Origin of the sequence: Allobrachymonas wangyanguii (assembly GCF_045055315.1) — a bacterium.
Taxonomy (GTDB): Bacteria; Pseudomonadota; Gammaproteobacteria; order Burkholderiales; family Burkholderiaceae_C; genus Brachymonas; species Brachymonas wangyanguii.
The window spans coordinates 1,419,622-1,440,524 of the sequence record NZ_CP173677.1 but is presented as its reverse complement, the minus strand read 5'-3'; the positions used below and the strand labels follow the sequence as shown (position 1 = coordinate 1,440,524).

Sequence of the window (20,903 nt, the reverse complement as noted above, 5' to 3'; positions counted from 1 at the left end):
GTCATGCCCGATGGCATATGTGTGCAATGCAGCAAACTCGGGCATCAGTTGGTATCGATTGCTGCCAGCAGCTGCTGCTCCAGTTCGGTCTGGAAGCGGGTCGAGGCCAGCGCCGGCGCATGGATCAGGAAGGTGTCTTCCACCCGTTCACCCATGGTCGAGACCTTGGCCAGTTCCAGCCCGATACCGTTGGCGGCCAGCAAGCGCGTGATGCGGTAGAGCAGGCCGATGCGGTCGCTGGCATTGATCGTCAGCAGCCAGTTCTGGCCTTTTTCGTCGGGCGCCAGCTTCACATAGGGCGTGATCGGAAACTCCTTCACGCGGCGCGACAGGCGCGTGCGGCCGGGTTCGCGCAGCGGTTCGTGCTTTTCCAGCGCCTGCGCCAGCGAGTTTTCCACCATGGTGATGAACTCGCGGTAGTGCTCCGGCATGATGGTGGTCACCATCAGAAAGGTATCGAGCGCGCAGCCGTCGCTGGTGGTGTGCACGCGCGCATCCAGGATGCTGAACGAGCCACGCTCGAAAAAGCTGCAGATACGGGCAAACAGGTCCGGCTGATCCGGCGTGTAGACCATCACCTGCAGGCCTTCGCCATGCGGCGACAGGCGCGCCCGCACCACCGTCTTGCCTTCGCCGACCAAGTGGGCCAGATGGCGCGTGTGCCAGGCGATGTCGCCGCTTTCGTGGCGCATGAAGTAGCGCACGTCCAGCGTTTCCCACAGCTTCACATGGCTGTTGCGCGGCATGGAATGGCGAGCCAGCTCGATCAGCGCCTCGCGCTTGCGTGCTTCCACCAGCGCATCGGCATCAGGGATATGGCCGCCGAGCACGCGCAGCGTGGCCTGGTACATCTGCTGCAGCAGCTTGCCTTTCCAGGCGTTCCAGACTTTAGGGCTGGTGCCGCGGATATCGGCCACGGTCAGCAGGTAGAGCGCGGTCAGGTAGCGCTCGTTGCCCACCAGCCTGGCAAAGCGGGTGATCACTTCGGGATCGTTCAGGTCCTGCTTTTGCGAGATCTGGCTCATGGTCAGGTGTTCGCGCACCAGGAAGGCGAGCAGCTCGGTGTCTTCCTGGCCGATGCCGTGTGTCTTGCAGAAACGGCGCATCTCGATTTCGCCCAGCACCGAATGGTCGCCGCCACGGCCCTTGGCCACATCGTGGAACAGCGCCGCGGTGGACAAGATCCAGGGCGCATCCCAGCCGGCGGCCAGCTGTGAGCACAGTGGATATTCGTGCGCGTGCTCGGCCTTGAAAAAGCGCCGCACGTTGCGCACCACCATCAGGATGTGCTGGTCCACCGTGTAGACATGGAACAGGTCGTGCTGCATCTGGCCGACGATCTTGCGGAACACCCACAGGTAGCGGCCCAGAACCGAGGTCTGGTTCATCTGGCGCAGCGCCTGCGTCACGCCGCTGGGGGCCTGCAGGATCTGCAGGAACTGCTGGCGGTTCACCGGATCGCGGCGGAAGGCGCTGTCCATCAGCACGCGCGCGTTGTACAGCGCACGCAGCGTACGTGCCGACAGGCCCTGGATGCCGACTTCGCGCTGCAGCACCAGAAAGGTCTCCAGGATCGCGTGCGGCTGGCGCTGGTAGATGTCATCAGTAGCAACATCGAGCAGGCCGTCGGTATCAAAAAAGCGCTCGTTGATCTTGCGGCGCGGACGATCGATCTGGCGCGGCAGGTAGTCCAGCCGCGTCAGTGCGGTGCTGGCCACCGGATTGACCACGTCCTGCTGCTGCAGCGGCGAGGACTCCTCGGCGGCTGCGGCGGCCTTGTCCTGCTGGCGCTGCTGCAGCGCACGCATGGCTTCGGTTACTGGTGCCGGGTCGTAATCGTAGGTGTGGCCGCTGTCGCGCAGACGCTCGGCAATGTTCAGCAGCAGGATCTGGTTGAGCTGCACCACCGCCTTGGCGGTCCAGTAGTAGTGGCGCATCAACGCTTCGCTCGGACGGATCGGGTTGCGCTGCGGGCCGGTGCGCGTGGTGCGTGGCTGGCTGGTGTAGCCGAGCTGTTCGGCCACGCTGGTCTGCACGTCAAACAGTAGGCGATCCTCATGGCGGCGTGCCACCAGGTGCAGCTGGCTGCGGATCATGCCGAGCATGGCATAGGTACGCTTGATCTGGCGCGCCTCGTAATCGGTCAGCAGACCGCTTTGCGAGATGCTGTCCCAGCTGTTGCCATAGCCGGCCGCCTTGGCCACCCAGAGCAGGATGTGCAGATCGCGCAGGCCACCGGGCGATTCCTTGCAGTTGGGCTCAAGCGAGTAGGGCGTGTTGTCGTACTTGGCGTGGCGCTGGCGCATTTCCAGCGTCTTGGCCAGGTAGAAGGCGTAGGGCTGCATCACGCTGTCATAGGCAGCGCTGAGCTGCTGGAACAGCTTGCGCGAGCCGGTGATGTAGCGCCGCTCCAGCAGCGCAGTCTGGATCGTGATGTCGGCCTGCGATTCACGGATGCATTCCTGCAGGGTGCGCACGCTGGAGCCGATCTGCAGGCCCACATCCCAGCAGCAGCTGACAAAGTGCTCCACGCGTTCCTTCAGGTCTGCATCCTGCTCCAGATCCACGCCGTCGGGCAGCAGGATCAGCACATCGACATCGGAATGCGGCGAGAGTTCGGCGCGGCCATAGCCGCCCACCGCCGCCAGCAGCAGGCCGCCGCGCTGCAGCCCATGTGCGCGCCACAGCGTGGACAGCATACGGTCGGTCAGGCGCGTGAGCTTGCGCCACAGCGTATGGACGCTGCGCAAGGCACGCAGCTTGCGTCCGGCGTTGGTCGAGAACGCCGCAAACAGCGCCTCCTTGTCCTGCTGGTAGCCGGTACGCAGACTGGCCAGGGTTTCCGGGGAGAGAGGGGCGAGGGTCTGCGGCATGCGGATCAGCGGGTGAGCGTTGTGGGATCAGGTCTTGGTCGAGCTGATGAAGTCCGGCAGCGCCGGCATGCCGGGCGATACCGTCAGCACCTCGTAGCCGGTCTCGGTGACGACCAGGGTGTGCTCGTACTGCGCCGACAGGGATCGGTCCTTGGTGACGATGGCCCAGCCGTCCGGACCCTGCTTGATCTCGCGGCGGCCGGCGTTGACCATCGGCTCGATGGTGAAGATCATGCCGGGCTGCAGCTCTTCGAGCGTGCCGGGCTTGCCGTAGTGCAGCACTTGCGGCTCGGTGTGGAACTCCTGGCCGGTGCCGTGGCCGCAGAACTCGCGCACCACGCTGTAGCCATGGCCTTCCACGTGCTGCTGGATCGCATGACCGATATCGCCCAGGCGCGCGCCCGGCTTGACCTGCTGGATGCCGATCCACATCGATTCGTAGGTGACGCGCAACAGGCGAGTGACAAAGGGCTGTACCGCCGATTCACCACCGACGATGAACATGCGGCTGCTGTCGCCGTGCCAGCCGTTGGTGGTCGGCGTGACGTCGATGTTGACGATATCGCCTTTCTTCAGCGGCTTTTCGTTCGGGATGCCGTGGCAGACCTGGTGGTTGACCGAGGTGCAGATCGACTTGGGGTAGGGCGTATGGCCGGGCGGGGCATAGTTCAGCGGTGCCGACACCGAACCGCGCGAGGTGGTGTATTCGGCGCACAGGCGATCCAGCTCGTTGGTGGTCACGCCGGGCACGACAAACGGCGCGATGTAGTCGAGCAGCTCGGCGGCAAAGCGGCCGGCAACGCGCATGTGTTCGATTTCTTCGGGGGTATGGATCTTGATGCTCATGGGCGCAATTATCCTAGGAATGCGAGCCTGTCGCAGGCAGCGGGGAATGTCGGGCTGGCGCAACAAGCGGACAAACCGGCACTTTGCATTTACAATCCGATACTTGCCGGCGCCATGCCGGCGCCAAGACCCAGGTGCCTGTGATGCCGGAAGCGATGAATCCGGCTGGCAGGTTAAACGGGAACCGGGTGCGTGCGCCAGCCGCACAATGCCCGGACTGCCCCCGCAACGGTAAGCGAGTGTGGGTGCATCAGGCCATGCAACAGGCATGGCAGCCACTGCCGGCTTGGGCAGCGTCGTGCAAGGCGGCGCAGGTTCAAGCAGTGGGAAGGCGATGCATCAAGACTTGCGAGTCCGGATACCGGCCTGTGTTTGACCAAGCTGCCATGACAGGGTGATGGCGGCGCAAACCTGGCCGTCTGCGGGGTAGCAGACATGGCGGTAGGGCGGTGTGCCGGCAATGCGGGCACCCGGCCACGACAACCGACGCGTCGCATGCAGCACGGCCAACTGATACGAGAACTGGCCTTGAAACTCCATCCCCATTCCATTCGCCTGGCAGGTCTGCTGATCTGCCTGACTCCGGTTGCCGCTGCCGTGGCAGAAACTGTCCAGCCCGATGCCGTCGAGCCGGCACTGCAAGTGGCTGCTGCCGGCCCCCAGGACGAACCCTATCGCGTGGTCGTCACCGGAGCACGTGCGCCCATGCCGCTCAAGGACACACCGCAGCGTATCGAGGTGGTGACGCGCCAGGAAATCGAGCGCGTGCCGCACCGTGAACTGGCCGACCTGCTGGGCAAGACGACCAATGTCGACATCAAGCGTTATCCCGGCATGAGCGGTTCGGTTGGCATGCGCGGCTTTACGCCGAGCTCGCCCATGACCGGCGAGAGCATGCAGACGCTGGTGCTGCAAAACGGCATTCCGGCTGTGCACAACAACCTCAGCTTCATGCCGGTGAATGGCGTGTCGCGCGTCGAGGTCATGAAAGGCCCGGCATCTTCGCTCTATGGCTCGCAGGCCATGGCCGGCGTGATCAACGTGATTCCGGTGCGCCGTACCGACGAGATCCAGGGCGGTGTGGGCGTGTCTGCCGGCAACCATGACCTGCGCCAGGTCGATGCCAATATCGGCGGCGCCATCAGTGAGAATCTGAACTTTGACTATTTTGGCAACTGGGAAAAGCGCGGCAATTACCAGGACGGCAATGGCCAGACCATGGAGTTCAGCGGTTACAAGCAGCACAGCCACGGCCTGCGCCTGGGTGCCGAACTGGCACCGGGCTGGACACTGGATGCGCGTGCCGACCTGTTCCGTGCCGATGACGTGCAGAACCCCGGCCCCGATCCGGAGATCAAGCAGTTCGAGACCAGCAAGGATGCCAGCCGTGACCTCTACAGCCTGACGCTGCAGGGCGAAGCCGGCAACCATGCGTTGACCGCCGCGGCCTACACCGGCAAGGAAAACTACATCAACTACGACCTGCAAGCGGACCGCAGCCTGGCGCAATCCTATGATTCGCGCATCAAGTGGCACGGCCTGCAGCTGAAGGATGCCTGGGACTGGGCCGATGGCTACAAGCTGGTGTTTGGCTACGACTACAACCAGACCGAAGCCAGCGCGCGCAGCGGCACGCCGCCGTGGACCTTCTCGTATAACCCGGACAGTAAGCTGAAGACGCATGGCCTGTATGCGCAACAGAACATCAGTCTGAACGAAGGCCAGACCAATCTGTACGTGGGTGGCCGTTACGACCGCATCACCATGTCCACGCTGCCGACCGACGGTCTGGGCAACGTGACGCAAAGCCGTGATTTCAGCCAGTTCAGCCCGAGCGCCGGCATCAAGCACGAAGTGTCGCCGGGTATCTCCCTGCATGCCTCGGCGGGCAAGGGCTTCAGTGCGCCCAGCGCCTGGAAGCTGTCCGGCGAATACTCCGGCAGCGACTGGAAAGTTGACTCGGCCGGTAACTGGTACCCGGTGCCGATCACCTACGTCGGTAACGCCAATCTGGATCCGGAAAGCAGCACCAGCGTCGATGCCGGTATCGGTATCGAACGCGAGAACTGGAACGCCGACCTGACGCTGTACCACACGCGCATCCAGGACAAGATCGTCGCCTATGACGTCAGCCCGGGCCTGAAGAGCTGGCGCAACGCTGACGAGGCGCGCATGCGCGGCGTGGAGCTGGTCGGCAACTGGCAGTTCAGCCCGAACCTGCGCCTGGATCTGGGCTACACGCACAGCTTCCGCAGCGAGCAGCGCAATGGCAACGTCTGGTCGCCGCTGGAGTACGTGCCCAAGAACACCGCGCGCGCCGCGCTGGTGGGGGACTGGGACAAGCTGCATGCACGCCTGGGTGCCCGCTACAACGGCAAGAGCTGGAAGTCCAAGGCGGAGCGCGGCGGCTACACCCTGTGGGACATGAGCCTGGGCTACGCCATCGACAAGCGCCAGACCGTCAGCCTGAGCGTGGACAACCTGTTTGACCGCTACTATGAGGAAGTCCACAACTACAACATGCCCGGCCGCGAAATTCGCCTGGGCTACCGCTGGGACTTCAAGTAATTGAGCATGCCCACCCGCTTGCTGCGCCGCCTCACGCCACGCCACGCCCTGCGCTGGCTGGCCGCAGGCTGCGTAGCGGCGGTACTGGCGGGCTGCCAGCCGCAGGCACCCGTGGCCAGCACCACGGCAGTAGCCAGTCAGCAGGCACAGCGCATCGTTTCGCTCAACCTCTGCACCGACCAGCTGCTGTTGCAACTGGTGGAACCGGATCGGATCTCGGCGCTGAGCAAGCTGTCCCATGATCCCGGCCTGTCGGTACTGGAACCACAGGCGCGCGCGCTGCCCGTGGTGCGTGGCGATGCCGAAGAGGTGCTGCTGCTCAAGCCGGATCTGGTGCTGGTGGGCCGCTACACGGCGCGCTACACCACGCACATGCTGCGCACACTTGGTATTCCGGTGCTGGAAGTACCACTTGCCAACAGCCTGGCCGAGGTGCAGCAGCAGATCACGCTGGTGGCCGATGCCGTCGGCGCAGCCGACAAGGGCAGGGCGCTGGTGCAGGCCTTGCAGCAACAACAGCAGCAGCTGCAACAGGCAGCGCAGCAGCAATCCGCGCCATGGCCGGTAGCGGCCGAGCGCAGCTGGCAAGGCTACAGCACCGGCCAGGGCACGCTGATGAACGAATTGATCGAACTGGCCGGCTACCGCAATGCCGGCGTCGAGGCCGGCCTGAGCGGCTATGGCTACCTGCCGCTGGAACGGCTGGTCGCCACCCATCCGGACCTGATGCTCACGCCTGATTACGCCAGCGACATGCCAAGCGTGGTGCCACGTGACCAGCTGCACCCGGCGCTGCAACACACCACGCTCGACAGCCTGACCCTGCAGACCCGCACCACTATCTGTGGCGGCCCCTGGAGCCTGGATACGGCGGCGCGCATGGCGCAGCAGCGCCAGGCCCGATAATCGCTGCCATGACTGTTTCCGATTTTTCTGCCGCACCGGGTTGGGCCCGCTGGTCCATGGGCCGCTGGCTGCTGGCCGGTCTGGTACTGCTGGCGCTATGCCTGCTGTCGCTGACGATTGGCTACGTGGACATGTCGCCGCTGCGCCTGCTGCAAGGCGTGCTGGCTGGCGACTGGGTACCGAGCCGCATCTTCTGGGATTTGCGCCTGCCGCGTACCGTGCTGTGCGTGGCGGTCGGGGCGGCGCTGGGCATGTCCGGTGCCGCGCTGCAAGGCCTGCTGCGCAACCCGCTGGCGGAACCCGGCCTGCTGGGCGTGACCAGCGGGGCCGCGCTGGGCGCGGTAATTGCGCTCTATACCGGGCTGGCGCAGATGACTGCGCTGGCACTGCCCTTGGCCGGCATGGCCGGTACCTCACTGGCGGTGCTGCTGGTGCTGCTGCTGGCGCAGCGCAACCAGGACACCACCACCCTGATCCTGGCTGGCGTGGCGATTTCCGCGCTGTGCAGCGCGCTGATTGCGCTGGTGATGAACTGGTCGCGCAATGCCTTTGCGCTGCAGGAAATCGTATTCTGGATGATGGGCTCGCTGGCGGATCGCAGCATGCGCGAAGTAGCGCTGGGCGTGCCCTTGATCGTGCTCGGCCTGCTGCTGCTGTGGCAATCGCGCCGTGGCCTGCAGGCGCTGGCGCTCGGCGAGGAAACCGCGCACACCATGGGCATCCGCCTGCCGCAGCTGCGCCTGCTGGTGCTGGCCGGCACCGCCTGTAGCGTGGGCGCAGCGGTATCGGTAGCGGGCAGCATCGGCTTTGTCGGCCTGGTGGCGCCGCATGTAATGCGGCCCTGGGTCAAGGCCGATCCCTCGGCGCTGCTGCCGGTATCGGCCTGGGCCGGGGCCATCCTGCTGCTGCTGGCCGATATCGGCGTGCGCCTGGCCTACAACGATGGCCAGGAGCTCAAGCTTGGTGTGCTCACCGCCCTGATTGGCGCGCCGTTCTTCCTGTCACTGATCCTGGGCCTGCACCGGAGGTCGGCATGAGCAGCGTGATGATGCAAATGCAGGGCGTGCAGATGGAAGCCGGCAAGCGTACGCTGTTGCACGACATTGAGCTGGAATTGCGCAGCGGCCAGCTGCTCGGCATTCTCGGCCCCAACGGAGCCGGCAAGACCAGCCTGTTGCGCACGCTGCTCGGCATGGCACCGGCCAGTCGTGGCCAGATCCTGCTGCAGGAGCAGCCGCTGGCACAGTGGTCGGCCAGCGAACGCGCGCGCCACATTGCCTATCTGGCGCAGGGCCAGCAGGTGCACTGGCCGTTGCCGGTGGCCGACGTGGTGGCGCTGGGCCGCTTGCCGCATGGCGATGCCGAACGGCCCAGTGGCGAAGCCGCCATCCAGCGCGCCATGCAGTTGACCGATTGCCAGCACATGTCCATACGCAATGTGCAAACCCTGTCCGGTGGCGAGCGTGCCCGCGTACTGCTGGCGCGTGCGCTGGCGACCGAAACGCCAATCCTGCTGGCCGACGAACCGCTGGCCGCGCTGGACCCGGCACACCAGCTGCAGATCATGGGCCTGCTGCGCCAGCTGGCGGGGCAGGGCATGGCGATTGCCGTGGTACTGCATGATCTGACGCTGGCCTCGCGCTTCTGCCACCAGGTCTGCGTGCTGCAGCAGGGCCGCATCCAGGCGCACGGCCAGCCGTCGCAGGTACTGGACGATACCTTGCTGCGCCAGGTCTTCGGCCTGCAGGCGCTGCGCCTGCAGCAGCTCGATGCCGATTGCATCGTGCCCTGGGAAGTGCTGACCTGAAGCACCGGCACAAGCCCGTGGGGAATGCCCACGAAGCGCCCACCCGTCATGCCCGCCGATTACAATGGCGGTTTACATCAGCTGCCTGTTGCCTCTCATTTCCATGCAGACAACCATTACCCGTTTCGAGGGCGGCAACGCTCTCACCCATTTCCGTTCCCAGCAACTCCTGAGCCAGATCCAGGCGATCGCTCCCGGCGTGCGTGCCATCACTGGCCAGTTCATGCACTGGGTTGAAAGCGACCAGCCGCTGGATGCGACCAGCCAGCAGGCGCTGCAACAGCTGCTGACCTATGGCGAGCCGGCCGATGCCGCCGACAAGCCGCTGGCCAGCATCGTCGTCACGCCGCGCGTCGGCACCGTGTCGCCCTGGGCTTCCAAGGCCACCGATATCGCGCGCAACTGCGGCCTGACTGATGCCGCCAGCGTGCGCCGCATCGAGCGCGGCACCGTGTATGCGCTCGAGGGCAGCAAGCTCAAGGACGGCCAGCTGGAGCAGATCGCTGCGCTGCTGCACGATCGCATGACCGAAAGCGTGCTGCCCACGCTGGATGCCGCCAACAGCCTGTTCACGCACCTGGACCCGGTGCCGATGGAGCATGTGGACGTGCTCGGCGGTGGCCGTGCCGCGCTGGAGGAGGCCAACCGCGACTGGGGCCTGGCCCTGGCCGACGACGAGATCGACTACCTGCTGCAGGGCTTCCAGGAGCTCAAGCGCAACCCGACTGACGTTGAACTGATGATGTTCGCGCAGGCCAACAGCGAACACTGCCGCCACAAGATCTTCAACGCCGAGTTCACCATCGATGGCGAAGCGCAGCCGCACTCCCTGTTCGGCATGATCCGCAATACCGAAAAGGTATCACCGCAGCACACCATCGTCGCCTATTCCGACAACGCCGCCATCATGGAAGGCGGTACCAGCCTGCGCTTCATGGCCGATGAATCCACCGAGCAGGGCATGCGCTACCGCGGCCAGGACAAGCTGCAGCACGTGCTGATGAAGGTCGAGACGCACAACCACCCGACCGCGATTTCCCCGTTCCCGGGCGCTTCTACCGGCGCCGGCGGCGAGATCCGTGACGAGGGTGCAACCGGCCGTGGCTCGCGTCCCAAGGCCGGCCTGACCGGTTTTACGGTATCGAAGCTGTGGGGCGGCATGAGCGACCAGCCGGGCGGCAAGCCCGAGCACATCGCCAGCCCGCTGCAGATCATGACCGAAGGCCCGCTGGGTGGCGCCGCCTTCAACAACGAATTCGGCCGTCCCAACCTGACCGGCTATTTTCGTGAATACGAGCAGACCATCGTCAGCCGTACGCAGGACGGCGTGCAGGTGCGCCAGATGGGCTACCACAAGCCGATCATGATCGCCGGTGGCCTGGGCAGCATCGATGCCAGCCAGACGCACAAGATCGAATTCCCGCCCGGCACGCTGCTGATCCAGCTGGGTGGCCCCGGCATGCGCATCGGCATGGGCGGAGGTGCGGCCAGCTCGATGAGCAGCGGCGCCAACGCGGCGCACCTGGACTTCGACTCGGTGCAGCGTGGCAACCCGGAAATCGAGCGCCGTGCGCAAGAGGTGATCAACCATTGCTGGGCGCTTGGCGAAGCCAACCCGATCCTGGCGATCCACGACGTTGGTGCCGGCGGCCTGTCCAACGCCTTCCCTGAGCTGGTCAACGATGCTGGCCGCGGTGCGCGCTTTGACCTGCGCAGCGTGCCGCTGGAAGAAACCGGCCTGGCACCCAAGGAAATCTGGTGCAACGAAAGCCAGGAACGCTACGTGATGGCGATTGCGCCGGAAAGCCTGGCGCAGTTCCGCGCCCTGTGCGAGCGCGAGCGCTGCCCGTTTGCCGTGGTCGGCGTTACCACCGAAGAGCGCCACCTGCATGTGGGCGCGGTCGATCTGAACAGTGGCGACATCGTCGATGAGGACCTGCCGGTCGACATGCCGATGAACGTGCTGCTGGGCAAGCCGCCGAAGATGCAGCGCGACGTCAAGACCGTCACGCACCAGGGCATGCCGCTGGATACCGGCGACCTGGACCTGCAGCAGGCCATCATCCAGGTGCTGAGCCACCCGACCGTGGCCAGCAAGCGCTTCCTGATCACCATCGGCGACCGCGCCGTTGGTGGCCTGACGCACCGCGACCAGATGGTTGGCCCGTGGCAGGTGCCGGTGGCCGACGTGGCCGTGACGCTGGCCGACTTTGCCGGCGTTGCCGGCGAAGCCATGAGCATGGGCGAACGCACGCCGCTAGCGGTGTTCGATGCCCCGGCCTCCGGCCGCATGGCCGTGGCCGAAGCCATCACCAACCTGCTGGCGGCCCCGATCGAGTTGCCGCGCGTCAAGCTGTCCGCCAACTGGATGGCAGCCTGTGGCGAAGCCGGTGAAGATGCCGCGCTGTATCGCACGGTAGAAGCCGTCGGCATGAAACTGTGCCCGGAGCTCGGCATTTCGATTCCGGTCGGCAAGGACTCGCTGTCCATGCGCACCCAATGGCAGGATCCGTCTGCCGAAGGCGCGGCACAGGCACGCAAGGTGGTATCGCCGGTCAGCCTGATCGTGACCGCCTTTGCCTCGCTGCAGGACGTGCGTGGCACGCTCACGCCTCAGCTGGACCGTGACGTTCCCGATTCCCGCCTGCTGCTGATCGACCTGGGTCGTGGCCAGCAGCGCATGGCCGGCAGCATCCTGAGCCAGGTACTGGGGCAGGGCGGCGACATTGTGCCGGACCTGGACCAGGCGAAAGACCTGGTGAACCTGGTCAATGCCGTCAACACCCTGCGCGCACAGGGCAAGATCCTGGCCTACCACGACCGCAGCGACGGTGGCCTGCTGGCCGCCGTGGCCGAGATGGCTTTTGCCGGCCATGTCGGCGTGGCGCTGACGGTGGACATGCTGCTGGCGCACGGCGACGGCGTCAGCGACAGCCGCCTGGACAGCGGCGAAGCCAAGAACTGGGCACAGCAGACATCGGGCCGCCGCCACGAGGAAACGCTCAAGGCGCTGTTCAACGAAGAACTCGGCGTGATCCTGCAGGTACGCAAGGAAGACCGCAACGAGGTGATGCAGGTGCTGAATGCACACGGCCTGGGTGGCTGCAGCCATTTCATCGGCAATGTGCGCAACGAAAGCTCCGAAGTCGATGCCGGCAAGGGCCAGCTGACGATCTGGCGCGATGCGCAGAACATTTTTGCTGCCGATCTGGAAGACCTGCACCAGGTCTGGGACAGCGTGAGCTGGAAGATTGCCCAGCAGCGCGACAACCCGGCCTGTGCCGACAGCGAACACCGTGCCGCCGGCGACCGCAAGGATCCGGGCATGCACATGCACCTGACCTTCACGCCCGAAGCCCCGGCTGTGCACACCAGCCGTCCGCGCGTAGCCGTGCTGCGCGAGCAGGGCGTCAACTCGCACGTGGAAATGGCCTACGCCTTCGACCGTGCCGGTTTCGACACGCTGGACGTGCACATGACCGACCTGCAGGCCGGCCGCGTCAGCCTGTCCCAGGTGCAGGGCGTGGTCGCCTGCGGCGGCTTCAGCTACGGCGACACCCTGGGTGCCGGCGTGGGCTGGGCGCGCAGCATCACCTTCAACCCGGTGCTGCGTGACGCTTTTGCCGCATTCTTTGCGCGCAATGACACCTTCGCGCTGGGCGTCTGCAACGGTTGCCAGATGTTTGCCGAACTGGCCAGCATGATCCCCGGTGCCGAGCACTGGCCGCGCTTCACGCACAACCAGAGCGCCCGCTTCGAGGCGCGCTACAGCATGGTCGAGGTGCTGGATTCGCCCAGCATCTTCCTGCAGGGCATGGCCGGCAGCCGCCTGCCGATCGCCGTGGCGCACGGCGAGGGCTTTGCCAACTTCGCGGTGCAGGGCGATCACGCCCAGGTGCACAAGGCAATGCGCTACGTGGACAACCATGGCCAGCCGACCGAAACCTACCCGTTCAACCCGAACGGCAGCCCGGGCGGCCTGACCGCCGTCACCACCGCCGATGGCCGTTTCACCGCCATGATGCCGCACCCGGAGCGCGTGTTCCGTCCGCTGCAGATGAGCTGGATCGACCCGGCGCTGGCAGGTGACAAGACCGGCTTCAGCCCATGGATGCAGCTGTGGGTGAATGCCCGCAAGTGGGTCGGCTGATCCACAGCAGCTGACGCTGAAAAGCCAACGGGCCTGCAGGTTATATCCTGCAGGCCCGTCCTGTTTTAGGGGATGCCCCGGCTCAATGCCGGAACTTCACCGTATCCGGCGAGTTCGCACCGCCGGTCATGACAAAGTTCATCGCTTCCTCGAAGGTCCAGTCAGTCGGCACCACATCTTCCATTGGCACGATCTCGATATAGCCCGAGGTCGGGTTGGGTGAGGTCGGCACATAGACGGCGGCCAGTTCCTTGCCGCTGTCGGCATCGGTCAATACGCGCGTCACCAGGCCCACGGCCTTCATCTCCGAAGACGGGAAGTTGATCAGCACCACGCGCTGGCCCTTGACCGAGGGATTGCTCAGCGTCTCGATGAAGCGCTTGGTCGCCTTGTAGATGATCTGCACGCCGGGCAGGCGGATCATCAGGTCTTCCATCCACTTGATCAGCTGGCGGCCGATCACCTGCGTCGCCAGCAGGCCGATGATGTACAGCGTCAGCAGGGTCAGCAGCACTGCCATCAGGTTCTGGAACTCGGTCGCCAACAGCCATTGCGAGGCGGTAGCCGAGATCGGTTCGATCAGGCTGGCGGCGGCACTGACCAGTGGCTTGCCGGCATTCGCCAGCAGGCCGAACATGAACTGGAAGACCCACCAGGTGACGTACAGCGGGGCAATGGCAAAAAAGCCGGTCAGGATATGGCGCAGCAGGTGCGATTTCTTCGCGGTTGCAGGGGCAGGGGAGGTCTGGGAATCGTCGTCCATGGTTCAGGCAGGTAAAAATCAGTCAGGCAGCTGACAGCTGCCATCAACAGGAATTGTAGGGACTTCACCGCCGCCAGTAGTCTGCTCAGGCACTATCCTCATCCACAGAAGTGCTAGCAGGTGCAACAGCCACCGGATCCGTCAGCGTCTGCAGTTGCAGATGGCGCGCATCCAGCCGCGGGTAGCCGGAGAAGCGCAGCCGGTAGCCCTGCGCCGTGGTCTGCAGTCGCGCCCGGTAGCCGAGCGGCATGGTCACCTTGTCGCGGATATGGCCAAACGGAAAGCCGGTCAGCACCGGCAGGCCGGTGATTTGCCGCAGCACGCCGATCACGCTGTTGAAATCGTAGCTGGCGTCGTAGCCGTCTTCCTCGTCTCGCAGGCGGAAGGTGCCCAGCACGATTGCCTGCTGCTGCTTGAGCACGCCGGACAGCTGCAGCGTCTGCAGCATGCGCTCCAGCCGGTAGGGCTGTTCACCCACATCCTCGATGAACAGGATACCGCCCGGCACCCGCGGCATCCACGGGCTGCCGGCCAGTGCGGCCAGCACCGACAGGTTGCCGCCCCAGAATACGCCTTCCAGATCCAGCGCACGCGGCGTCGGCTGCGCCACCTCGATGGTCTGGTGCGTGCTGGTCACGGTCTGCACAAATTGCTGCAGCGCAAAGCTGCTCGGCCAGGGGCTGCCAAACTCGCTGTAGAACATCGGTCCGGCAAAGCTGCCGGTACGGCCCTGCGCCAACAGCGCTAGCTGCAACGCGCAGACATCGCTGTAACCCAGGAACAGCGTACCGGCTTCGCGCATGCGGCTGCCCAGGGACGCCCAGTCGATCAGCGGCAACAGCCGGATCGCGCCATAGCCACCACGGGCACCCAGCAGCACCTGCGGTGCTGCGACACGGCCACTGGCCACCTCCTGCAGGTCGGCCGCGCGTTCGGCATCGGTACCGGCAAAGCGCTGATGGCGCCGGCCGAGTGCCACCGTGTTTTCCAGCGCAAAACCGGCACGCTGCAGGCGTTGCAGGCCGATGTCGATGCGTTCCGGATTGGGCAGGTAGCCGGATGGGGCGACCAGGCGCAGCCGGGGGGCATCCGGGTGTCGTGCCAGCGGCGTCTGTGCGGCACAGGCCGGCAGCCAGATGCCGGCAGTCGCAGCCGTGCCGGCCTGCAACAGGCTGCGGCGGGTAAATGGTGATCCAGACATGAACATGTACGCATTTTCCCTGTAATTCCCGCTCTGGCAAGACAGGGCGCATCACGGTTCTGACACAATACCTATCGACTATCATGCTAAATATGACGCTACATGCATGCTAGCGTCACTTGTCCTGTCGTCCTTCTTGTTTCCATGCCTCCTTACGTGCTTCGTCCCCTGCAGCAATGGTCTATCGATGCCATCCTCGCGGTGCAGGAAAAAGCGTATGCGCCGTTCCTGGTGGAGCAGGCGCATGTGCTGCAAGGCAAGCTCGATGCCGGCCCGCCCGGTCATCCGCTGAGCTGGGCGGCGGCGCTGGCAGATGCGCCAAATGAGCTGTGCGGCTATGCCATTGCCGTGCCCTGGTCCAGCAAGCAAGTGCCGATGTGGAACCACACGCGCCTGGTATCGCCACAGCAGGCCGATTGCCTGTACGTGCACGATATCGCGGTGGCGCCGCGGCACCACGGCAGCGGCCTGGCGAATCGCCTGATGCAGCAGGTGCTGAACCAGGGTGCCTCCTGTGACTGGCCGCAGGCCGCGCTGGTGGCGGTACAGGGCGCCGACAACTACTGGCGCCGCTTTGGCTTTGCGCCGGCACCGGGGCCGGATGTCGGCAGCTTCGGCCCGGACGCGGTGTGGATGATGCGCGCCTACCTGCCTGCGCGCAAGCCCTGAAAACGCTTGTGCGCGGCCGCCTCGGCTAGAATCGGCTACTTTACACTTCGTTGCAGCGGCACCCGGTGCCCGCACACGAGTTCTCCGATGATTCACGCTGGCCTGAGCGATCTTCCGGCGTGACCGAACAAGGAACGCCATGAACACGACCAAAGCATCCCACGGCCAGTGGAGCTCCCGATTTGGCTTCATTCTTGCCGCCACTGGCTCCGCCGTGGGTCTGGGCAATATCTGGAAATTTCCCTATATGACCGGCGTCAGCGGCGGCTCGGCCTTTGTGCTGACCTATCTGCTGTGCATCACGCTGATCGGCGTGCCAATCCTGATCATGGAATGGCTGATTGGCCGTCGTGCCCAGCAGAACCCGATCCAGGCGATGGAGTTCGTCGCACGCCAGGAAGGCCGCTCGCCGGCCTGGAAAGTACTGGGCTTTGTCGGAATTCTGGGTGCCTTCCTAATCCTGTCCTTCTACAGCGTGATTGGCGGCTGGGCGCTGGATTACCTGTTCCTGACCGGCTCCGGCACCTTCCAGGGCATGACCGGCAAGGAAACCGGTGCCGTCTTCGAGGGCTTTCTGGCCAATGCTGGCAGCCTGATGCTCTGGCATACCGTGTTCATGGGCCTGACCGTCTGGATCGTTGCCATGGGCGTCACCACCGGCCTGGAGCGCGCCTCGCGCATCATGATGCCGGGCCTGGCGCTGGTGCTGCTGATCCTGGTCGGCTACGCTGCCGTGGCCACGGACTCCTTCGGCCGCGCGGCCGCCTTCCTGTTCACGCCGGACTGGAGCGCCATCAACGGCCAGGTGGTGCTGGCAGCGCTGGGACACGCCTTCTTCACGCTGTCGCTCGGCATGGGCATCATGACGGCCTACGGTGCCTATCTGGGCAAGGAAGTGAACCTGCTGAGCACGGCACGCACCGTGGTGATCCTCGACACCACGATTGCCCTGATGGCCGGCATGGCGATCTTCCCGCTGGTGTTTGCGCACAACCTGGAGCCCAGCTCCGGCCCCGGCCTGATCTTCGTGACGCTGCCGATCGCCTTCGGCAACATGACGGGCGGCACCGTGCTGGGCGCACTGTTCTTCGTCCTGCTGAGCTTTGCTGCGCTGACGTCTTCGATGTCGCTGCTGGAGCCGGTGGTGGCGCTGGTGGAAGAGCGCACCTCGCTGGGCCGCAAGAGCGCCGCCGTCACCGCCGGTGTGGTGATCTGGCTGCTGGGCGTGGCGTCGCTGCTGTCCTTCAACCACTGGAGCGAGATCCAGATCCTGGGCAACAATATTTTCGATTTCCTGGACAAGCTGACCAGCAAGTTCATGCTGCCGCTGACCGGCTTGGGCATCATCATTTTTGCCGGCTGGTTCATGAACCAGGAAAAGATCCGCCAGGAGCTGGGCCTGGAAGGCACGGCCTACCTGATCTGGAGCCTGGTGAGCCGCTTTGTCGCACCGCTGGCAGTGATTGCGGTGTTTATCAGCATGTTGCTGGGTTGATGCATGCAGCTGTCTGAGCGCCCGCGCCTGGCCACGGCCCCCTTGTTGGATGTCTCGGATCGGCATGCCCGCTTTTTCTGGCGGCTGCTGAGCCGACGCGCCTTGCTGTATACCGAGATGATCAATATGGGCGCCATCATGCGCGGTGCGGCCGAAAGCCACCTGCGCTACAACGCCGAAGAGCATCCGGTGGCGCTGCAACTGGGTGGCAGCGATCCGGCCATGCTGGCGGGCAGCGCCCGGGCCGGCGAGCAATGGGGCTATGACGAGATCAACCTGAACTGCGGCTGCCCAAGCGACCGTGTGCAACAGGGCGCTTTTGGGGCCTGCCTGATGCGCGAACCGGTGCGCGTGGCCGACTGCATCAAGGCGATGCAGGATGCCGTCACGCGCGTGCCGGTCACGGTCAAGCACCGCATCGGCCTGGACAAGGACGAAAGCTATGCCATGGTGCGCGATTTCGTCGGCACGCTGGCCGATGCCGGCTGCCAGGTGTTCATCGTGCATGCACGCAATGCCTGGCTCAAGGGCCTGAGCCCGAAGGAAAACCGCGAAATCCCGCCGCTGCGTTATGACGTCGCCTACCAGCTCAAACGTGATTTCCCTGATCTGCATATCAGCGTCAATGGTGGTATTGCCACGGCGGAGCAGATCCGTGAACACTGGCAGCATCTGGATGGCGTGATGATTGGCCGCGAGGCCTGGCACAACCCCTGGAGCCTGACCCAGTGGGATGCGCTGATGGAAGGCAGCGAGGACCTGAGCCCGCGCGTGGATCGCGATGCGGTGGAACTGGCCATGGTCGAATACATGGAGCGCGAGGCGCAGCAGCACGATACCTGGTGGTATGCCGTGGCACGTTGCATGCTGGGCCTGCGCCATGGCCAGCGCGGTGCGCGCCGCTGGCGCCAGGTCTGGAGCGATCACCGCCTGAAGAACGAGCCCGCTCGTGAGGTCTACCGGCTGGCGCAGCAGGCGCTGGCGGCTGACCAGCTGCCCGTCACCGACGCATGAGCACACCGGCCATCACGCGACCTGCGGTGGTGCAGGGGCTGACGCACAGCCTGTCGATTGCGCTGGGCTATTTTCCGGTGGCGTTTTCCTTTGGCCTGATGGCGATTCAGGCTGGCTTTTCGCCGCTGCTGGCGATCATGACCTCGGTCGTGGTGTATGCCGGCGCGGCACAGTTCGTGCTGGTGGCGCTGGCGGCTGCCGGTGCCGGGCCGTTCAGCATCATCGGCACGATTTTGCTGATGAATGTGCGCCACCTGTTTTATGGCCCCTCGATTCTGGACAAGCTGGGGCAGGGCGCGCCGCTGCTGCCGGCACCGCTGCTGGCCTTCTGGCTGACCGACGAGGTCTACGCCGCTTCGGTCAGCCGGCTGGGCAGCATGGCGCCAGCCGATCGGCAGGGCTGGTATCTGGGCATGCAGCTGGGCGCGTATACCTCCTGGGTTGGCGGCACCGTTCTCGGGGCACTGCTGGGCCAGCAGCTGGGGCAACAGTCGGCCTGGCTGAACCAGACGCTGGATTTCGTGCTGCCCTCGCTGTTCATGGCCTTGCTGCTGGAAATGTTCCGCCATGCACGGCTGCAGGTGACATTGGGCGCCATGCTCAGCACTGCGCTGCTGCTGTGGCTGCTGCCTGCGCACTACGCCATGCTGGGCGGGCTGGCTGCCGGAGCCTTGCTGGGCGCGCTGTACACCGGGAGGGCACATGGCGCACGCTGATCTCTGGTGGGTGATCCTGGTCTGCGGTGCCGGCACCTTTCTGCTGCGCCTGCTGCCGATGCGCTGGTTGCAGCGCAGCCAGCAGGGCGGGCGGACATTGCCACCACGCCTGATGGGAGCGCTGCAGGCGCTCGGGCCGGCGGCGATTGGCGCCTTGCTGGTGGCGGCACTGTGGCCGCAATGGTCCTGGGGCGAACCGCTCTGGCAACTGGCCCGGCTGCTGCTGGCGATCGCCGCAATTCTGCTGGCGCGCCGGCTGGCCGGCGGCATCGCCATGCCCACACTGGTTGGCGTGCTGGCATTCGGCCTGCTCTCGTGGTACTGGCTGGCCACCGTCTGAGCGAGCCGGAATTTGCGGTAAGCTGGCAGTTTTCCGCAACACACGACAACTATCACCATGATCAAGCACATCGTCATCTGGTCCCTGCACAACCCTGCCGACGCCCCGCGCATGAAAGAGCTGCTGGAAAGCTGCCGCCACTGTGTGCCCGGCATCATCACGCTGGAAGTGGGCCTGCGCACCGACGGTCTGGAGGCCAATGGCGATGTGGTGCTGTACTCCGTGTTCGAGGACAAGGCCACACTTGATGCCTACCAGGATCATCCCGATCACATGGCGGTCAAGGCCCAGGTCAAGCCGATGTGCTCCAGCCGCACCGTGCTGGACTACGCTGCATGAGCGAAGCACAGCCGCCACGCGTCAATATCCCGCTGGTACCGTTTGCCGACCACCTGGGTCTGCAGATCCGCATGGCGGCACAAGGGCACTCGGAAGTGGGCTACACGCCGTTGCCGGAGCACCTGAACTCCTTCCACGTGGTGCACGGCGGCGTCTGCATGACGCTGCTGGATGTGGCCATGGCCACGGCAGCACGTTCGCTGGAAGACGGCATGGGCGTGGTCACCATCGAGCTCAAATCAAGCTTCATGCGGCCGGCCCAGGGCGAGCTGGTGGCCGAGGGCAAGGTGCTGCATCGCACGGCCACCATGGCCTTTGTCGAAGCCGCAGTGCGTGATGCCAAGGGTCAGCTGTGCACCCATGGTACCGGTACCTTCAAGTACGTGCGCAAGCTGGCGGTAGGCAGCCGCAAGGCACAGTCGCTGCAACTGCCCAAGGACATGCAGCCGGTGATTGCCACCGACTGAGCCTGCTTGTCAGCCGCTTACAGCGGATACTCGCGCTTGATCTCCACCGCATCTGCCGGGACACGTCGATCCATGGCCGCATTCGGCGGCAGGCCTTGCGCCTCCAGGCGATCTTCCAGTTCCCCCATGTAGGAAGCGATGGTGTTGCCACTGGTATCGACACGGCTGCAGACCTGGTCCTGCATCGTGTTCAGGCGGCTGTCCATCCACTGCTGCAGCTGGCTTTGGCGGTCGCGTGATTCGGTCTCGATCTTGTCGATCAAGCCGCGCAGCTCGGTGTAGCGGCTGGCCTCGGCCTTGTCGGCCAGCTCGCGCTGCGTCTTCATTTCCTTGGTGTGGGCACGCGTCTCCAGCAGCGAGCTGGTCTGGATCATCACGGCATAGCCCAGAAACAGGATCACCGCCAGCAGCAACAAGCCCAGCATGACCAGGCCCAGCGGCCCCTCGACCGTGGTCACGCCCAGATTGAGCACCGTGTTGCGGGACAGTTCCATCCAGTTCAGGGTGACAAAGCCACCCACCAGGACAAAGAAAATGATCATGATCAGGGAACGGAAGCGCATGGAATCTCCTAGGGCGGCGAGATGCCGCAACAGCGCCACTATACCGCAGCACCGGCCCCTGCACGCAGGACAGCATGGCATCCGAGGCGCCGGGCGTGACATAGGCACGATCTCCGGCTGGTCGGGCCAGCGCGCCGGAAACGCGGCTGCAAAGTGGCATACTCTAGCGTTTCCGATTTACCTAGA

The 20,903-nt window shown here is 64.9% G+C and carries 17 protein-coding genes and 1 riboswitch; of the genes, 12 read left to right on the top strand and 5 right to left on the bottom strand.

The window, feature by feature from the left end:
- Nucleotides 1-44 precede the first annotated feature (44 nt).
- Nucleotides 45-2,873 (bottom strand): [protein-PII] uridylyltransferase, encoded by a 2,829-nt coding sequence (glnD, locus tag ACI3EV_RS06970; RefSeq protein ID WP_337691248.1) that lies wholly within the window; start codon nucleotides 2,871-2,873, stop codon nucleotides 45-47.
- A 27-nt stretch (nucleotides 2,874-2,900) separates the two neighbouring features.
- Nucleotides 2,901-3,719 (bottom strand): type I methionyl aminopeptidase, encoded by an 819-nt coding sequence (map, locus tag ACI3EV_RS06965; protein WP_329771610.1) that lies wholly within the window; start codon nucleotides 3,717-3,719, stop codon nucleotides 2,901-2,903.
- Nucleotides 3,720-3,834: 115 nt separating this feature from the next.
- A riboswitch (cobalamin riboswitch) is annotated at nucleotides 3,835-4,104 on the top strand.
- A 143-nt stretch (nucleotides 4,105-4,247) separates the two neighbouring features.
- Here map and ACI3EV_RS06960 point away from each other — a divergent pair.
- From ACI3EV_RS06960 to purL, 5 genes are all read left to right on the top strand, one after another.
- Nucleotides 4,248-6,287: a TonB-dependent receptor gene (locus tag ACI3EV_RS06960; protein WP_337691245.1), complete on the top strand. Its 2,040-nt coding sequence runs from the start codon at nucleotides 4,248-4,250 to the stop codon at nucleotides 6,285-6,287.
- A 6-nt stretch (nucleotides 6,288-6,293) separates the two neighbouring features.
- Nucleotides 6,294-7,193: an ABC transporter substrate-binding protein gene (locus ACI3EV_RS06955; protein WP_337691243.1), complete on the top strand. Its 900-nt coding sequence runs from the start codon at nucleotides 6,294-6,296 to the stop codon at nucleotides 7,191-7,193.
- A gap of 8 nt (nucleotides 7,194-7,201) precedes the next feature.
- Nucleotides 7,202-8,230 carry an iron ABC transporter permease gene (locus tag ACI3EV_RS06950; protein ID WP_329771613.1) on the top strand — a complete coding sequence of 343 codons (1,029 nt, stop codon included), beginning with the start codon at nucleotides 7,202-7,204 and terminating at the stop codon, nucleotides 8,228-8,230.
- Nucleotides 8,227-9,000: an ABC transporter ATP-binding protein gene (locus tag ACI3EV_RS06945; protein WP_337691241.1), complete on the top strand. Its 774-nt coding sequence runs from the start codon at nucleotides 8,227-8,229 to the stop codon at nucleotides 8,998-9,000. The genes ACI3EV_RS06950 and ACI3EV_RS06945 overlap by 4 nt, the downstream gene beginning before the upstream one ends.
- 103 nt (nucleotides 9,001-9,103) lie before the next feature.
- Nucleotides 9,104-13,150 (top strand): phosphoribosylformylglycinamidine synthase, encoded by a 4,047-nt coding sequence (gene purL / locus ACI3EV_RS06940; RefSeq protein WP_329771615.1) that lies wholly within the window; start codon nucleotides 9,104-9,106, stop codon nucleotides 13,148-13,150.
- 82 nt (nucleotides 13,151-13,232) lie between these two features.
- On the opposite strand, the gene ACI3EV_RS06935 is transcribed toward purL, so the two are convergent.
- Nucleotides 13,233-13,913: a DUF502 domain-containing protein gene (locus ACI3EV_RS06935; RefSeq protein WP_329771616.1), complete on the bottom strand. Its 681-nt coding sequence runs from the start codon at nucleotides 13,911-13,913 to the stop codon at nucleotides 13,233-13,235.
- 85 nt (nucleotides 13,914-13,998) lie between these two features.
- Entirely contained in the window at nucleotides 13,999-15,114 is a 1,116-nt protein-coding gene (locus ACI3EV_RS06930) for an LD-carboxypeptidase (protein ID WP_329771617.1), read from the bottom strand.
- A 156-nt stretch (nucleotides 15,115-15,270) separates the two neighbouring features.
- Here ACI3EV_RS06930 and ACI3EV_RS06925 point away from each other — a divergent pair, with 156 nt between their 5' ends.
- The 7 genes from ACI3EV_RS06925 to ACI3EV_RS06895 all read left to right on the top strand — a co-directional run bounded on the left by ACI3EV_RS06925 (nucleotide 15,271) and on the right by ACI3EV_RS06895 (nucleotide 20,154).
- On the top strand, nucleotides 15,271-15,783 hold the full coding sequence (locus tag ACI3EV_RS06925; RefSeq protein WP_337691236.1) for a GNAT family N-acetyltransferase: 513 nt from the start codon (nucleotides 15,271-15,273) through the stop codon (nucleotides 15,781-15,783).
- 139 nt (nucleotides 15,784-15,922) lie between these two features.
- Nucleotides 15,923-17,278 carry a sodium-dependent transporter gene (locus tag ACI3EV_RS06920; protein ID WP_329771620.1) on the top strand — a complete coding sequence of 452 codons (1,356 nt, stop codon included), beginning with the start codon at nucleotides 15,923-15,925 and terminating at the stop codon, nucleotides 17,276-17,278.
- 3 nt (nucleotides 17,279-17,281) lie between these two features.
- Nucleotides 17,282-18,292: a tRNA dihydrouridine(20/20a) synthase DusA gene (gene dusA / locus ACI3EV_RS06915; protein WP_329771621.1), complete on the top strand. Its 1,011-nt coding sequence runs from the start codon at nucleotides 17,282-17,284 to the stop codon at nucleotides 18,290-18,292.
- Complete coding sequence (locus tag ACI3EV_RS06910) at nucleotides 18,289-19,008, top strand: AzlC family ABC transporter permease (RefSeq protein WP_337691234.1); 720 nt, start codon at nucleotides 18,289-18,291, stop codon at nucleotides 19,006-19,008. Before dusA ends, ACI3EV_RS06910 begins: the two co-directional genes overlap by 4 nt.
- On the top strand, nucleotides 18,995-19,348 hold the full coding sequence (locus ACI3EV_RS06905) for an AzlD domain-containing protein (RefSeq protein WP_337691232.1): 354 nt from the start codon (nucleotides 18,995-18,997) through the stop codon (nucleotides 19,346-19,348). The genes ACI3EV_RS06910 and ACI3EV_RS06905 overlap by 14 nt, the downstream gene beginning before the upstream one ends.
- Before the next feature lie 57 nt (nucleotides 19,349-19,405).
- A complete protein-coding gene (locus ACI3EV_RS06900; protein ID WP_018715564.1) occupies nucleotides 19,406-19,687 on the top strand; it encodes a Dabb family protein in 282 nt (93 codons plus the stop codon).
- Entirely contained in the window at nucleotides 19,684-20,154 is a 471-nt protein-coding gene (locus ACI3EV_RS06895; RefSeq protein WP_337691227.1) for a PaaI family thioesterase, read from the top strand. The genes ACI3EV_RS06900 and ACI3EV_RS06895 overlap by 4 nt, the downstream gene beginning before the upstream one ends.
- Nucleotides 20,155-20,171: 17 nt before the next feature.
- Here ACI3EV_RS06895 and ACI3EV_RS06890 read toward each other — a convergent pair whose 3' ends face one another.
- Entirely contained in the window at nucleotides 20,172-20,717 is a 546-nt protein-coding gene (locus tag ACI3EV_RS06890; RefSeq protein WP_337691225.1) for a hypothetical protein, read from the bottom strand.
- Nucleotides 20,718-20,903 lie beyond the last annotated feature (186 nt).